The organism is Neoroseomonas soli (genome assembly GCF_018129065.1).
GTDB classification, from domain to species: domain Bacteria; phylum Pseudomonadota; class Alphaproteobacteria; order Acetobacterales; family Acetobacteraceae; genus Neoroseomonas; species Neoroseomonas soli.
Window position 1 is genome coordinate 1 of the sequence record NZ_JAAEDM010000100.1, and the last position, 12,669, is coordinate 12,669.

12 protein-coding genes are annotated in these 12,669 nt (G+C 71.9%); 9 read left to right on the forward strand and 3 right to left on the reverse strand.

Translation table 11 applies throughout. The features are described 5' to 3' along the window. The coding region (locus GXW76_RS22465) for a hypothetical protein (protein ID WP_211864345.1) at positions 1-278 on the reverse strand (278 nt) is incomplete at its 3' end. Between the two features lie 210 nt (positions 279-488). On the opposite strand from GXW76_RS22465, the gene GXW76_RS22470 reads away from it, so the two are divergent. The 7 genes from GXW76_RS22470 to GXW76_RS22500 are packed head-to-tail and all read left to right on the forward strand — an operon-like array spanning position 489 to position 7,434. Then, a complete protein-coding gene (locus tag GXW76_RS22470) occupies positions 489-863 on the forward strand; it encodes a DVU3141 family protein (protein ID WP_211864346.1) in 375 nt (124 codons plus the stop codon). Continuing rightward, positions 860-1,651: an ABC transporter permease gene (locus GXW76_RS22475; RefSeq protein WP_211864347.1), complete on the forward strand. Its 792-nt coding sequence runs from the start codon at positions 860-862 to the stop codon at positions 1,649-1,651. Before GXW76_RS22470 ends, GXW76_RS22475 begins: the two co-directional genes overlap by 4 nt. A gap of 6 nt (positions 1,652-1,657) precedes the next feature. Continuing rightward, positions 1,658-2,296 carry an ABC transporter ATP-binding protein gene (locus GXW76_RS22480; RefSeq protein ID WP_211864348.1) on the forward strand — a complete coding sequence of 213 codons (639 nt, stop codon included), beginning with the start codon at positions 1,658-1,660 and terminating at the stop codon, positions 2,294-2,296. Beyond that, positions 2,265-3,455 (forward strand): capsule biosynthesis protein, encoded by a 1,191-nt coding sequence (locus GXW76_RS22485; protein WP_211864349.1) that lies wholly within the window; start codon positions 2,265-2,267, stop codon positions 3,453-3,455. The genes GXW76_RS22480 and GXW76_RS22485 overlap by 32 nt, the downstream gene beginning before the upstream one ends. Further along, a complete protein-coding gene (locus tag GXW76_RS22490; RefSeq protein WP_246514618.1) occupies positions 3,445-5,292 on the forward strand; it encodes a polysaccharide biosynthesis/export family protein in 1,848 nt (615 codons plus the stop codon). Before GXW76_RS22485 ends, GXW76_RS22490 begins: the two co-directional genes overlap by 11 nt. A 7-nt stretch (positions 5,293-5,299) precedes the next feature. After that, positions 5,300-6,043, forward strand: coding sequence for a metallophosphoesterase family protein (locus GXW76_RS22495; protein ID WP_211864350.1), 744 nt, complete (start codon positions 5,300-5,302; stop codon positions 6,041-6,043). 50 nt (positions 6,044-6,093) lie between these two features. Continuing rightward, a complete protein-coding gene (locus tag GXW76_RS22500) occupies positions 6,094-7,434 on the forward strand; it encodes a serine/threonine protein kinase (RefSeq protein ID WP_338151020.1) in 1,341 nt (446 codons plus the stop codon). 195 nt (positions 7,435-7,629) lie between these two features. Here GXW76_RS22500 and GXW76_RS22505 read toward each other — a convergent pair whose 3' ends face one another. Continuing rightward, positions 7,630-9,225: a peptide chain release factor 3 gene (locus GXW76_RS22505; protein ID WP_456307119.1), complete on the reverse strand. Its 1,596-nt coding sequence runs from the start codon at positions 9,223-9,225 to the stop codon at positions 7,630-7,632. 185 nt (positions 9,226-9,410) lie between these two features. Between GXW76_RS22505 and GXW76_RS22510 the strand changes: the two genes are divergently transcribed. Then, positions 9,411-9,935 (forward strand): hypothetical protein, encoded by a 525-nt coding sequence (locus GXW76_RS22510; protein WP_211864352.1) that lies wholly within the window; start codon positions 9,411-9,413, stop codon positions 9,933-9,935. Between the two features lie 75 nt (positions 9,936-10,010). Here GXW76_RS22510 and GXW76_RS22515 read toward each other — a convergent pair whose 3' ends face one another. After that, entirely contained in the window at positions 10,011-11,222 is a 1,212-nt protein-coding gene (locus GXW76_RS22515) for an MFS transporter (RefSeq protein WP_211864353.1), read from the reverse strand. 152 nt (positions 11,223-11,374) lie between these two features. Here GXW76_RS22515 and galU point away from each other — a divergent pair, with 152 nt between their 5' ends. Then, on the forward strand, positions 11,375-12,247 hold the full coding sequence (gene galU, locus GXW76_RS22520) for a UTP--glucose-1-phosphate uridylyltransferase GalU (protein ID WP_408904394.1): 873 nt from the start codon (positions 11,375-11,377) through the stop codon (positions 12,245-12,247). Positions 12,248-12,669 lie beyond the last annotated feature (422 nt).

The window sequence follows — 12,669 nt, forward strand, 5'->3', positions numbered from 1 at the left end:
TCGGCCGCTGGGGGCGGGGCGGCGGCAAGCGCGGCGGCGACCGGGTCCGCCCCTTCCGCGGCAAGCAGCACGGCGGGAACGGCGCGCGTGCCGAAGCGCGGCGGCGCGAAGGGACCGGGGGTGAGACGCAGGGTTCGCCCGCCCCAGGCCGGCGGCGCGGCTTCCCCTGCCGGCAGGGCGAGCAGATCATCCGGCGCCGCGACGGGGGTCCAGGGCAGCACGGCCGCATCCGGGAAGAAGGCAGGCAGGTGCGGCCAGCGGCGCAACAGGTCCGGCATCGCCCGGATTCGCGCGGCGGGGCGGGTGGCGGCCGGGTTCGGCGCTGCCGGCGGATTGTGCAGGGCAGCATTCGTTCGGTCCGGCGCGTGGTGCAAGACCGCCGGAACCGGGCACGCGCTCTTTGCATCCGACTGCATCGTGTTGTTTTTTGCGTAACTCGCGCAAGAACGCTAGGTTTCGCTGCCACGAGGACCGAGGAACGCATGGGGATGCCGAAAGGCCTGGACCGGACCGGACGCGGCGTGGCGGCGGGGTTTCTGTCGCTCCTGCTCCTCGCGGCCTGTGCGGAGACGGGGAACGGCCTGGCGCCCTCGGCCGCGGAGGCCCAGGCGCCGATTTCCGACCCTGTCGTGGCCTTCGCCGCATCCGCCTCCCCCGGTGCGGAGGACAGCGTGGTGCTCACCGGGACAGGGCAGACGGCGCGGGTCCGCCTCGTGCGCGCCTATGTCGCGGCGAGCGGGCGGGAATGCCGGGAGGTGCAGGTGCGCACCGGCGGCGGGCCCGAGACGCGGCTGCTCTGCCGTGTCGGTACCGGCTGGCGCGAGGCGCGCCCGCTGATACGGAACGCCACGGCGTCGCGGTGAGCGGCACCGCACCCCGGCCGCTGCTCATCGACTGCGCACGGACGCAGTTGCGCGTCATCGGGGCGCTGATCATCCGCGAGATGCACACCCGCTTCGGGCGGCATCGGCTCGGCTATCTCTGGCTGTTCTTCGAACCCCTGCTGCTCGGAGCGATGATCGCGGTCATCCACCAGACGCGAGGCGGCGACGGGATTCGCAACAACTTCGAGTTCTTCTCGATCGGCTACATCCTGTTCTTCATGTTCCGCGGCATCGTCAACCGATCCTCGGGCACGATCGGGTCCAACCGCGGCCTGCTCTACCATCGCCAGGTCACGCTGCCGGACCTGTTCTACGCCCGCCATCTGATCGAATCGATCGCCTGCACCGGGGTGATGGTGATCTTCGTCATCGCCTCCGTGGCCTTCGGCGGGGAATTCCCGGACAGCCCGGTGAAGATGCTCGTGGCGATGGGCCTGATGCTGCTGCTGGCCCAGGGGCTTGCGCTGATGATCGGCGCCGCCACCTCCGAGTGGGACGGGCTCGAACGGCTGGTCCATGCCGCTTCCTACCTCATGCTGCCCTTCAGCGGCCTGTTCTTCATGGTCGACTGGCTGCCCGAATGGATGCAGGACGCCGTGCTCTGGGTGCCGGTGGTGCATGTGTTCGAACTGCTGCGCGACGGCCAGTTCGGCGACAAGTTCCGCCCGATCTACGATCTGACCTACGTGCTCGGCTGGATCCTGGTGCCGCACCTGATCGGGCTTGCGGGGCTGCGGCTCGCGCGCAACCGCCTCGGGCTGGAGTAGGCGGCGATGACGCTCGAACTCCTCGACGTCCACAAATCCTACCCGATGAACATCGGCCGCAAGCATGTGCTGCGCGGCGTCAACGCGGTCTTCCGCAAGGGGGAGCGGGTGGGCGTGCTGGGGCGCAACGGCACCGGCAAGTCGACGCTGGTGCGCATCCTCGGCGGCGTCGAGGCGCCGACGCGGGGTTCCATCCGATGCACCATGTCCGTCTCCTGGCCGATCGGCATGGCCGCGGGATTCCAGGCCGCGCTCTCGGGCGCCGACAATTCCCGCTTCATCGCCCGCATCTACGGCAGGCCGGCGCAGGAGACGGTGCAGTTCGTCGAATCCTTCGCCGAGCTCGGCGAATACCTGAACATGCCGGTGCAGACCTATTCGAGCGGCATGCGCTCCCGCCTCGGCCTCGCCATCTCGCTCGCGGTCGACTTCGACTGCTTCCTGGTGGACGAGGCGCTGGCCGTGGGCGACACCAAGTTCGGCCGGGCCTTCGCGGCGCGGCTGCAGCACGCGGGCCTCATCCTCGTCACGCACCAGCCTTCCCTCGTTCGCCAGCTCTGCAACCGTGCGGCAGTGCTGGATCAGGGCACCCTCACCTTCTACGAAGACATCGATGAAGCTCTCGCCACCTACAACAGCCTTTGAGGTCGCGCCGCCCACCCCGGTCGAGACCTGGAGCCCCGCGCCCGAGGCGCCGCCGGCGAAGCCGGACGGGCGGCTGAAGCGGCTGCTGCGCCACCCCTTCACCTGGTGGGTGCTGGCGCCGACGCTGCTCGCCGCCGTCTATTTCTACGTCTTCGCCGCGTCGCAGTTCGTCTCCGAGGCTCGCTTCGTCGTCCGCTCCCGTGCCGACGCGCCGCAGCTCTCGCTCGGCACCATGCTCTCGGCGGCGGTCGGCAGCGGCGGTGCTGCGGCCGGCGAAGCGAGCAGCGTGCGCGACTTCCTGCTCTCCCACGACGCGGTGATGCGCGCGCACGAACGGCTCAACCTGGTCGACATCTGGCAGCGGGACGAGGCCGACCTCGTCGCCCGGCTGTGGAACGAGGATCCGGAGCGCCTGACGCGCTACTACAACAACATGGTGAGCGTCACCTTCGACACCTCGTCCGGCGTCACGACGCTGCGCGTGCGCAGCTTCCGCCCGGCCGATTCGAAGGCGCTCGCCGACACCCTGCTCCAGATCTCCGAGCACCTGGTGAACAGCCTCTCCGAGCGCGCGCGCGAGGACGCGCTGCGCATCGCGCGCGCCGAGATGGTGATCGCCGAACGCCGCGTGCAGGACAGCCGGGAGGCACTGGCCCGCTTCCGCGAACAGCAGCAGGACCTCGACAGCGCGGGCTCGGCGCAGGCGGCGGTGCAGACCATCTCGGCGCTCGAGGGCGCGCTGACCGCGGCCCAGGCCGAACTGCGCGAGCGCATGGCCTACATGCGGCCGGACAACACGGCGCTGCAGGGTACGCGCAACCGCATCGACGCGCTGGAGCGCCAGATCGTCGCCGAGCGCACGCGCCGCACCCAGGGCGACGGCGCGCTCGCGCAGCAACTCGGCACCTTCGAGCGCCTGATGCTCGAGCGGGAATTCGCCGACCGCCAGCTCGCCTCGGCCACCGCCAGCCTGGAGACGGCGCGGATCGAGGCGCAGCGGCAGCAGATGTACCTCGCCCGCGTGGTCGAGCCGAACCTCGCCGTCTATCCCCTCTATCCGCGGAAACTGATCAGTGTTGGCAGCATCTTCATGGGTCTTTCGGTGGCTTTCGGCATCGGCTGGCTGCTCGTCGCAGGAATGCGCGAACATGCGGTCTGAGCTGCGGCGCTGCCTCGCGCTGCTGCTGGCACTGGCGATCGGCGCGGGCGCGGCCGGTCAGGCGGCTGCGCAGTCCACGGGTTCGCGCACCCTCGCGCCGGGCATCGGCGGCGTGCCCGGCCAGTTGCCGGGCTTCCCGCTGCTCGGCCAGTCCGGAATGCCGCAAAGCGCGGTGACGACGCCCTCCGGCGCGCCGGCGACGCAGCCACCGCCCACCTTCGACCAGCGCAGCCTTGCCGACATCCCCGGCCAGCAGCGCGGCACGGAGCGCATCGGCAGCCCGACCCAGGCGGAAGGCGGCGCCTCCCTCGTGGCGCCGCTGGGCGACCAGGCGCGCATCGCCGGGCCTGCCACGGCGGTCTTCGGCGCCGCGCTCTTCACCGGCCAGCAGCAGAGCTCCTCCGAGGCGCCGAACCCGAACTACGTGCTGGCGCCCGGCGACCGCGTCTCGGTCCGCGCCTGGGGGGCGGTGGATTCCGAACTGGTCGGGGTGATCGACCCCGCGGGCAACCTCTTCCTGCCGAACATCGGGCCGATCCGCGTGGCCGGGGTGCGCGTCGGCGACCTGCAGGCGATGGTCGAGGGCGAGGTGCGCAAGGTCTACACCTCCCAGGTGCAGGTCTATGCGACGGTGCTCTCGACCCAGCGCATCGGCGTCTTCGTCACCGGCTTCGTCCGTGCGCCCGGCCGCTATGCCGGCGTCGCCTCGGACAGCATCCTCGACTTCCTGGTGCGTGCCGGCGGCGTCGATCCCGGCCGCGGTTCCTTCCGCGAGATCGCCATCACCCGGGGCGGCTCCAATGTCGCGAACGTCGATCTCTACCGCTTCCTCCTCGAGGGCCGGCTGACGCAGATACGCCTCCAGGAAGGGGACACCATCGTCGTCGGCCGCCAGCGCGCCATGATCGGGGCCGACGGCGCGGTGCGTAACAACTACCTGTTCGAAAGCACGAGCCGCGCCTCGCTCTCCGGGCGGGAGCTGATCGACCTCGCCCGGCCGCTGCCCGCCGCGACCAATGCGGTGGTGCGCGGCGTGCGCAGCTCGCAACCCTTCTCCCGCTACATGACCATCGGGGAACTGGCGCAGCAGACGCTGCTCGACCAGGACACCGTCACCTTCGTCGCCGACGTCGCGACGCGGACCATCCGCGTGAACGTGGAAGGCAGCCGCCTCTACCCGTCGGTGCTGGTGACGGACCGCGACATGACGCTGTGCCAGATCCTCGACCACATCGCGGTGGATCCGGGGCTTGCGAACACCGATGGCGTCTTCATCCTGCGCCCCGCCCTCGCACTGCAGCAGAAGCGCGCCATCGACGAGGCGCTGGACCGGCTCGAGCGCCAGCTCTTCCTCGCCCCCGCGCCCACCGGCAGCGTGGCGGAAGCGCGCTCGGCCGAGGCGAACCTCATCTCCCAATACATCGGGCGCGCACGGCGCGTGCAGCCCGAAGGGCGGCTCGTCGTCATGGGCCAGGACGGCGGCTGCGCGCCCCTGCGCCTTGAGAACGGCGACATCATCGTCATCCCCGAACGGTCCCAGACCGTGCTCGTGCAGGGCGAGGTGAACCTGCCCCAGGCCGTGATCTGGCGGGAGGGCTGGTCCGCCACGGACTACCTCGATGCCGCGGGCGGGCTGTCCGAGCGCGGTTCGCGCAGCACGCTGATGCTGCGCCGGCCCTCCGGCCAGGCGATCCTCAACCCGCAGGTGCCGCCGCGGCCGGGGGACGAGCTGATCGCCCTGCCCTATCTCGACCCGAAGATCTGGCTCTTCGGGCGCGACCTGGTCACGACGCTGTTCCAGATCGCGCTCGCCGCGCGCGTCTTCATCAACAACTAGGGCGCCAATGCGCATCGCCATCCTCGCCGACATCCACGGCAACCTCGAGGCCTTCCACGCCTGCCTTGAGCATGCCAAGGCACGCGGAGCGGAGAGGATCGCCCTGCTCGGCGACCTGGTGGGCTACGGCGCAGACCCCGAGGCGGTGCTGGAACTGGCCATCGCACTGGTCGCCGCCGGCGCCATCGCGGTGCTCGGCAACCACGACGAGGCGGCGATCGGCGCCGGCGCCGGCGGCATGAACGACATGGCGGCCGCGGCCATCGCCTGGACGCGGCCGCGGCTGACCCCGGAGCATCGCCGGTTCCTCTCGGGCCTGCCGCTGACGGTCGAGGAGGAGGGCTGCCTCTTCGTCCATGCGGACGCCTCTGCGCCCGAGCGCTGGCGCTACGTCGCGGATGCCGAGGCCGCGCGGCGCAGCATGGAGGCGACGCACGCGCATGTGACGGTCTGCGGCCATGTCCACCGCCCGGCCCTCTACAGCCTCGGCGAGACGGGCAAGCTCACGCCCTTCGTGCCGGTCGGCGGCGCGCCGGTGCCGCTGGCGCACGGGCGGCGCTGGCTCGCGGTTCTCGGCGCCGTCGGCCAGCCGCGGGACCGCAACCCGGCCGCCTGCTACCTGATGCTCGAGACGTCGCCGATGCAGGCGACCTGGCACCGCGTCCCCTACGATGTGGCCGGCGCGGCGGCGAAGATCCGCGCAGCCGGCCTGCCGCTCGGCCTCGCCGAACGGCTCCTGCTTGGGCGCTGACGGAGGGCCCGGTCCTGCCACGCAGCATCCAGGGGTTCGAGGTCGGCCAGGTGCTGCACGAAGGCGGCATGGCCGTGCTGATGAGCGTCACCCGCCCCGGCGACGACCTGCCGATGCTGATGAAGGTGCCGCGCCTGCGGGAGGGCGAGGACCCCGCCGCGATCGTCTCCTTCGAAATGGAGCAGATGATCATGCCGCGGCTTTCGGGGCCGCACGTGCCGCGCTTCATCGCCCTGGGCGGCTTCGAGGCCGAGCCCTTCATCGTGATGGAACGCATTCAGGGCGCGCCGCTCTCGGTGCGCCTGCGCGACCTGCCGCTGCCGGCCGAGGAGGTCGCCCACATCGGCGCCGCCGTGGCCGATGCGCTGGACGCGCTGCACCACCAGCATGTCGTCCACCTCGACGTGAAGCCGGCGAACATCCTGTTCCGCGAGGACGGCACGGCGGTGCTGGTGGATTACGGCCTGGCGCACCACGAGCAGTTGCCCGACCTGATGGCCGAGGAATTCCGCCTGCCCTACGGCACCACGCCCTACATGGCGCCGGAACAGGCGCTGGGCATCCGCAACGATCCGCGCAGCGACATCTTCTCCCTCGGCGCGCTGATGTACCAGTTGGCCACCGCCGACCTGCCCTTCGGGGAGCCGCAGCACCTCAAGGGCGTGAAGCGGCGGCTGTGGCGCGACCCGGTCCCGCCGCGGCGCCGGCGGTCGAACATCCCGCCCTGGCTGCAGGAGGCGATCCTGCGCTGCCTCGAGGTGGATCCGGACGCGCGCTACCCGACCGCCGCCCAGCTCGCCTTCGACCTGCGCCACCCGGAGGAGGTCTCGCTCACCCATCGGGCCGGGAAGATGCGCCGCGACGGCTTCCTGACCGTCATGCGCCGCCGCCTGCGCCAAAGGGATCCGCAGCACCGCGCCTTCGCCACCGCCCGGCAGGTGCAGGCGGCGCCGATCCTCGCCGTCGCGCTGGATTTCGGCGAGATGTCGGAGGAACTTGCCGAGGCGCTGCGCAACCAGATGCAGAAGATGCTCGGCAGCCGGCCGGGCGCGCGGCTCGCCTGCCTGAACGTGCTGAAGTCCAATCTATTGTCGATCGACACCACCCTCGACGACCAGGGCCGCAACCGGCACGTCCAGCGGCTGGTGGAGTTGCGGCACTGGGCCAGGCCGCTCGGCCTGCCCGAGGCGCGCGTCACCTTCCATGTGCTGGAGGGGGCGGATGCGGCCGACGCCATCCTCGGCTACGCGCGGGCAAACCGGGTGGACCATCTGGTGCTCGGCGCGCGCGCATCCTCGCTGCAACGGCGGTTGCTCGGCAGCGTTTCGGGCAAGGTCGCCGCCGAGGCCCCGTGCAGCGTCACCGTGGTGCGTCGCCGCGGGCCGGAATAGCGCGCGCGACCTGGAGCGACTTCCGTTCGCCCGGGCCCACGGCTACCGCTCCGCCCCCCTGTTCTTGCGAGCATCTTCACGCCTGCGGCAGACGCCGGTCATGCGCGATCTGCTCCACCCTCCGCCCTCAGTCCCCAGGTGACAAGGAAGGTTGAGGGGGGCGCGGGGGGAGAAGTTCCCTTCTCCCCCCGCTTCTCACGCTCCCAGCCCGTGCTGCTCCCGCACCGGCAGGAACCGGATCATCGGGTATTCCTCTTCGGCCCGCTTCCGCCGCCAGTCGCTGGTGAAGAAGGCGACCTGCTCGTCGTCGTGATCCTGCGCCATGTCCATGCGGTTCGCGGTGGCGAAGCGCTCGATCGCGTCGCGATCCTCGCTGGCCATCCAGCGCATCAGGGTCCAGGGCGCCGCCTCGAACGAGGCCGGCACGCTGTATTCCGCGCGCAGCCGGGACTGCAGCACGTCGAGCTGCAGCAGGCCGACCACGCCGACGATGGGCTGGGACCCGTCGAGCGGGCGGAAGAGCTGCACCACGCCCTCGTCCGCGAGTTCGTCCAGCGCCTTGCGCAGCTTCTTCGCGAGCATCGGGTCATCGAGGCGCACGCGGCGGAGATGCTCCGGCGCGAAGGAGGGCACGCCCTGGAAGTTGATCGCCTCGCCTTCCGTCAGCGTATCGCCGATGCGGATGCCGCCATGGGTGGCGATGCCGACCACGTCGCCGGGCCACGCTTCCTCGGCGACCTGGCGGTCCTTGGCGAAGAAGAAGAGCGGCGCGTTGACCGGCACCTGCTTGCCGGTGCGGACCTGCTTCAGGCGCATGCCCTTTTCCAGCCGGCCCGAGCAGATGCGCAGGAAGGCGACCCGGTCGCGGTGCTGCGGGTCCATGTTCGCCTGGATCTTGAACACGAAGCCCGAGAGCTTCGGCTCCTCCGGCCGCACGGCGCGGGCGTCGGCGGCGCGCGGGCGCGGCGGGGGGGCGAAGCGCGCCAGGCCTTCCAGCAGATGCGCCACGCCGAAGTCGCGCAGCGCCGAGCCGAAATAGACCGGCGTCAGCGATCCTTCGAGAAACTTCTCCAGGTTGAATTCCGCGCTGGCGCCGGCGGCGAGCGCGGCCTGTTCCCGCAGCGTCGCCGCGCGGTCGCCGGGGATGCGGGCATCGATCACCGCGTCGTCGAGGCCGGTCAGCGGGATGACCTCGTCGCTGTCCACCATGCGCAGGGAGGGATGGAGGATGTCATAGACGCCGCGCAGGTCCTGGCCCTGCCCCACCGGCCAGGCGACCGGCGCGGCTTCGAGCGCGAGCGTCTTCTCGATCTCGTCGAGCAGGTCGAAGGGGTCGCGCCCGTCGCGGTCCATCTTGTTGACGAAGGTGATGATCGGGATGTCCCGCATGCGGCACACCTCGAACAGCTTGCGGGTCTGGGTCTCAATGCCCTTGGCGGCGTCGAGCACCATCACCGCCGCGTCCACGGCCGTCAGCGTGCGGTAGGTGTCCTCGGAGAAGTCCTCGTGCCCTGGCGTGTCGAGCAGGTTGAAGACCATTCCGTCCTTCTCGAAGGTCATCACCGAGGTGGCGACGGAGATGCCGCGCTCCTGCTCGATCTTCATCCAGTCGGAGCGCGTGCGCCGCGCGTTGCCCTTTGCGCGCACCTGGCCCGCGAGCTGGATGGCGCCGCCCTTGAGCAGCAGCTTTTCCGTCAGCGTCGTCTTGCCGGCGTCGGGGTGGGCGATGATGGCGAAGGAGCGGCGTCGCGCAGCCTCGGTGGCCACACGGCTGTCCGCGGTGATCGGCATGTCCATGGTGAGCGGAACCTAGTGGCGCGGAGGCGCGACCGCCAGCCCGAAGCGTTCATGGCCGGATTGCGGGGCACCGCTTGCCAGCCGGGACCACGCCCTCCAATAAGTGGAGGAACAGGCTCGCTCATCCGCCTGGACCGTCATCCGCACCGCCGGCGCCGAGCCCCAACAGAGGTCATCCCATGAGTGAAGACAAGCCCAGCAAGGGGCTCAGCCGCCGCCTGCTCGTCCTGAACGCCCCGGTCGCCGGCGCGGCCGGCTTCGCGGCCCCTGCCCTGGCGCAATCGGGCCGCAGCGATTCCGACCCCGGCGACCTCGGTGGGCGCGGCCGCTCCGGCATGACCGATTCCGACCCGAATGACGGCCCCGGCCGTGGCCGCGGGATGCGCGGCGGCACCGGCGTGACCGACGCGGACCCGAATGACGGTCCCGGCCGCGGTCGCGGCGCACGCGGCACGGGCGTGACCGATGCCGATCCGAATGACGGCCCCGGCCGTGGCCGCGGCATGCGCGGCGGCACCGGCGTGACCGATGCGGACCCGAATGACGGGCCCGGCCGCGGGCGCGGCATCCCCCGCACCGGCATGACCGATTCCGACCCCAACGACGGTGCCGGCCGCGGGCGTGGCGGCCGTGCGACCGGGCTGACCGACGCCGACCCGAGCGATGGGCCGGGCCGCGGGCGCGGCACGCGCGGCGGAAAGTAATGCTGCCGCGGCCCGGAGTACGCTCCGGGCCGCGCGGGCCCATCGCCGTGGCGGTCGGCCCGGTCAGCGAGGCTGTCAGGCCGCGACCGCTGCGGGCAGGCGGCGCAGCCGCACGAGGTCGGACCCCACCACCACCAGGAAGGAGGCGGCGAAGCCCGCCCCCGAGAGCCACACCCCCGCCGCCGGCCCGTGCGCCGCGGCCAGCGCGCCGCCCGCCAGCGCCCCCAGAGGCCGCACGCCGTAGATCGCAACCTGCAGCACCGCCCCCACGCGCCCGAGCATCGCGGGCGGGGTGACGATCTGTCGGATGCCGGTCTGGCAGATCAGCCACATCATCGGCCCGAAGCCGACCAGGAACATCGCGGCGAAGGGCAGCACCACCCCGCCCACCGGCGCGGCGAGCAACAGCCCCGGCGCCAGGACCGACAGCCCCGGCCCGGCCAGCAGCACCGCATTCGGCCCGAAGCGCCGCTGCACGCCGGCAGCGAGCGTCGCGCCGGCGATCATCCCAGCCCCATAGCCCGCCTGGGCCAGGCCGAGACGCGCCGGATCCAGCGCCAGGTCACCGAGGGCGAAGGGCACCGTCACCGCCAGCAGGGCGAAGAAGGAGAAGTTCCAGAACAGGGCGCACCCCCCGATGCCGCGCAACAGCGGATGCCCGAGCACGAAACGCGCCCCCTCGGCCAACTGGCTGCGGATCGGCGGGCGCGTGGCCATTGCCGGCGCCGCACCCCGCGGCAGCCCAAGCAGCGCCGCCCGGGCCAGCAGCGCAGCAACGACCGCGGTCCCATAGGCCGCGACGGGATGGCCCGCCATCGCCAGGGCTCCGGCCAGCGGCGGCGCCCCGAGGCTCGCCAGGGCGCGAGCGAGTTCGAGCCTGGCATTCGCCGCCGCGAGCCCCTCCCGCGGAGCAAATTCCGGCACCAGCGATCCGCTCGCCAGCACGAAGAGCACCGTGCCGCAGGAGGCGACGAAGGTCGCCAGCCCGAGCAGCGCGGGCCATCCCCCCTGCGCCGCAGGAAGCGCGAGCGCGGCGCCGCCAGCGGCAGTGAAGGTGGCCACCCCGAGCAGCCATGCCCGCGGGAAGCGGTCCACCAGCAGCCCCGCCGGCAGGGAGAAGGCCAGCCAGGCCGCGGCCTGCGCAGCGAGCAGCACGCCCACCAGCCCCGGCCCGGCACCGAGCGCCAGCACCGCGGTCAGTGGCAGGGCGGCCATCGCCAATTGGTCGGCGGCATGCAGGCCGAATGCGGCGCCGGCCAGGCGGCGCAAGGGGGCGGTCAATGACACGGGCGGTTCTCCTTCGCGGTGCGGCCTGCGTGCCACGCGGGCCCGCCGCCGCGCCTTCCGCCCGTTGCGCCGGCATGCGGCGCTCGCCTTACTGCCGCCCCGACGGCATGCTTGCCTGCAATCCGAACGCCGCAATCGAGGATTCGCCGATCGTGTCCCTGAAGCCGCTCAAGAAGGCCGTCCTGCCCGTCGCGGGCCTCGGCACCCGTTTCCTGCCCGCCACCAAGGCGATGGCGAAGGAGATGCTGCCGGTCGTGGACAAGCCCCTGATCCAGTACGCCGTGGACGAGGCGCGCGCCGCCGGCATCGAGCAGTTCTGCTTCATCACCGGCCGCGGCAAGACCGCGATCGTCGAGCATTTCGACGTTGCCTACGAGCTCGAGCGCACCCTCGCCGACCGCAACAAGACGGCGGAGCTCGAGGCGCTGCGCGCCCAGTCGATGACGCCCGGCTCCATCGTCACGGTGCGCCAGCAGGTGCCGCTCGGCCTCGGCCACGCGATCTGGTGCGCGCGGTCCTTCGTCGGCGACGACCCCTTCGCCATCCTGCTGCCCGACGACCTGATGATGTGCGAGACGCCCTGCACCGGGCAGCTCGTCGCCGCCTATCACGAGACCGGCGGCAACGTGGTGGCGATCGAGGAAGTCCCGCGCGAACGCGTCAACCGCTACGGCGTGCTCGACGTGGCCGAGGACAAGGGGCGGCTCGTCTCGGTGAAGGGCCTGGTGGAGAAGCCCCCCATCGAGAAGGCGCCATCGAACCTGACCATCATCGGCCGCTACGTGCTGATGCCGGAGGTGATGGGCTTCCTCTCGCGCCTCGAGAAGGGCGCGGGGGGCGAGGTGCAACTCACGGATTCCATGGCGAAGCTGATCGGCATGCAGCCCTTCCACGGGCTGCGCTACGAGGGCAAGCGCTTCGACTGCGGCGACAAGGCCGGCTTCCTCGAGGCGCAGGTGGCCTTCGCGCTGCGCCGACCGGACCTCGCACCGGCGATGAAGTCGATCCTGAAGGCCTATGCCTGACGGCCGCCTCCGCGGCGGGACACCGCCCGCATTCCGCAGCATCGCGGGACGCGGGCGGAACCTGCCGGGCGCTTAATCGCCGGCCGGCTTGCCGGGACGTCAGCCGCGCGGGGCGCGGCGGCGTCGGTTCAGCGGCGCGCCTCGACCGTTGAGCGGGTGCGCCGAGGCATCGGGGGCGGCAGCGTCCCGCGCGTCGTCGTGCCGACGACCGGGGTGGCGGCGCGGCTTCCCTGCTCGATGCGGGGCGAGGAACGCGCGGCGACGGGGCGGGTCGAGGCAGAACGGGTGGAGACAGGGGGCGCCGTCGCGGCGCGTGCCGGCTGCCGCAACGATTGAGTCGCCGCGCGGGCCGCGACGCGTCCGGTACCGGCACCGACCCGCGTGCGCGTCGCGGCGGAGCGAGAGGCCGCTGTCCGCCGGTC

What these genes read in the sequence shown, in the direction of transcription:
- GXW76_RS22480 (WP_211864348.1), top strand. Translation starts at nt 1,658, where the DNA reads ATGACGCTCGAACTCCTCGACGTCCACAAATCCTACCCGATGAACATC.
- GXW76_RS22470 (WP_211864346.1), top strand. Translation starts at nt 489, where the DNA reads ATGCCGAAAGGCCTGGACCGGACCGGACGCGGCGTGGCGGCGGGGTTT.
- GXW76_RS22485 (WP_211864349.1), top strand. Translation starts at nt 2,265, where the DNA reads ATGAAGCTCTCGCCACCTACAACAGCCTTTGAGGTCGCGCCGCCCACC.
- GXW76_RS22495 (WP_211864350.1), top strand. Translation starts at nt 5,300, where the DNA reads ATGCGCATCGCCATCCTCGCCGACATCCACGGCAACCTCGAGGCCTTC.
- GXW76_RS22490 (WP_246514618.1), top strand. Translation starts at nt 3,445, where the DNA reads ATGCGGTCTGAGCTGCGGCGCTGCCTCGCGCTGCTGCTGGCACTGGCG.
- GXW76_RS22505 (WP_456307119.1), bottom strand. Translation starts at nt 9,225, where the DNA reads ATGCCGATCACCGCGGACAGCCGTGTGGCCACCGAGGCTGCGCGACGC.
- GXW76_RS22510 (WP_211864352.1), top strand. Translation starts at nt 9,411, where the DNA reads ATGAGTGAAGACAAGCCCAGCAAGGGGCTCAGCCGCCGCCTGCTCGTC.